This window comes from Mycobacterium sp. (genome assembly GCF_049278535.1).
GTDB lineage: Bacteria > Actinomycetota > Actinomycetes > Mycobacteriales > Mycobacteriaceae > Mycobacterium.
The window spans coordinates 1-2,090 of the sequence record NZ_JBAPMI010000359.1; the positions used below are offsets into that span (position 1 = coordinate 1).

A 2,090-nucleotide genomic window follows, 5' to 3' on the forward strand; every position below is an offset into this window, starting at 1 on the left:
ATCCGGTGCACCGCAGGTGCGCTTCCCGCACTTCGTGATGGCCCGCCTGTGCAGTCTTCTGCGCCAAAACCAACCCGCTGTTTATCAGACGCTGGTCGACTCCGGCGCTCCGGAAGTGGCGCTCACCGATTACCTCACCCCGACATCGGCCGACTACGCGCCCGAACCGGGTGACGACGATCTCACTGCCGTCCGCAGCAGGCGCACCACCGTCGAGTGGGCGCTGCGGAAGGCGGCGCTCAACCACGATCGAGTCGCGTTCCGGGGGCAGACAGTGGTCGCCGGTCTGGTCGCGGATAGAGGCGCGATTCCGCACGTCAGTGGCATCCGCCTGAACGACGGTAGCCGAATCGACGCCGACCTCACCGTGGTGTCAGCCGGCAAGCGATGCAAACTGCCCAACTGGTACACCCAGATTGGCGCGGCAGCGATGCCGGATGAAACCAGCGAATCGGGCGTGATCTACGCGTCACGGTTCTACCGTCTGCCGGCCGGTTGCGAATTCACGGCCGATGCGGCCGGCGTGCTGACCGGTGGATACCTGCAAGGGGGCGTGATCGAGGCCGACAGCCGCACCTTCGGGGCGTCGGTCACCGTGCCGCGCGGCGACACCGAGTTACGCAGGCTACTGCTCGAACCAGGGATGTTTGAACGGCTCCTCCGCGAACTGCCCCAGTTTCGCGCTTTCGCGGATGTCCTCGGTGAACCGATCAGCGGTGTAGCTGTAATGGCCGGGGTCACCAACAGGTGGCGGTCATTGACTGTCGACGGTCGGCCTCTGGCCACCGGCGTTGTGTCCGTGGGTGATTCGCTCGTATGCACCAACCCCGTGTACGGGCGCGGTATGTCGACCACGGCCTGGTCGGTGGACCTCCTCGCTGGCATCCTCGACAACGCCACCTTGGATCGGTACGACGTAGTGTCGGGCTACGCGGCTGTCGCGGAGCGGGAATTGAAACCGTGGTATCAGGCCAGCGTGCAGATGGACCAAGCGAGCCAGGCCGAGGCCGAAGCGGTGCTCGCCGGCGAGGACAAAGCGGGTGCCGAGGGCTTCGCCTCAGTATTCAACAGGTTGCTCATCCTCATGCGTCATGACGCGGTGCTGCTTCGGGGCATCCTGCGGAGCACCAACCTGCTGGCATCGCCGAATGCACTGATGGAGGATCCCGAACTCATTCGTCGGATCGCCGAGCTTTCGGAGAGGAACCCCGAAGCGGCGCGCAACGACGCCGAGGCGCCGTCTCGCGCCGACCTTATCGCCATGCTGACCGCTGACAGAGAACCTGGCAGAGAGGCGCAGACGGTATGAGCGCTGTCCAGCTCTTCGAGATCCCGTTGGGCCAGTTCACCTTTCGCGCTCGGCAGGCCGGACCACCCGATGGACGGCATATCATCCTGCTGCACGGCGTGCCACAGACCTCACTGTGCTGGGACGCACAGTTGTGCACGCTTGGCGAGGCCGGGTACCACGCGGTGGCGTTCGACCAACGGGGTTACTCACCTGGTGCTCGCAGTGAGGACCTCGCTGAGTTCACAATGACTAAGCTCGTCGGCGACGTGCTAGGAATCGCCGATTCACTCGGCTTCGAGCGGTTCGACGTCGTCGGGCACGACATGGGTGCCGGTGTGGCGTGGACATTGGCGAGTCTGTACCCGGAGCGGGTGAGCACGATCACCGCGCTCTCGGTACCTCACCCCAATGCCTATTACGATGCGTATCACGGCGTGGTACCGAATCGGGGCAACGGGCCCGACCAGTTCACAATGGCCGCCTACGCGCGCGAGTTTCAGCTGGCACCGCGCGGCGCGGTTGAAGAGCTGATGGTCGCCAATAATTGCGAACTGCTGCGCGGGTACTTTGACGGCGTCCCGGCCGGTCACATCGCGGAGTACGTCGCGGTGTTGGGCTCGGTGGAAGCCTTGCGTGGTGTCCTCGACGTCTACCGCAACAATCGGGCGTTCAGCCAGTCTTCCAGCGCCGCCCAAGATGACGAGCGCCTCCCGGCCGTCAAAATTCCGACACTGTTCATCTGGTCTGACCAGGATCCTGCCATTGCGTCGGCCGGCGCCTACGCAACGGCAGACCATGT

General features: G+C 64.5%; 2 protein-coding genes. Both read left to right on the plus strand.

What is annotated here, in order from left to right; all coding sequences use genetic code 11:
• Positions 1–1,309 (plus strand): hypothetical protein (locus WAO18_RS23375; RefSeq protein WP_422208608.1); only part of this gene is annotated, 1,309 nt, incomplete at its 5' end.
• Positions 1,306–2,090 (plus strand): alpha/beta fold hydrolase (locus WAO18_RS23380; protein WP_422208609.1); only part of this gene is annotated, 785 nt, incomplete at its 3' end. The genes WAO18_RS23375 and WAO18_RS23380, both read left to right, overlap by 4 nt.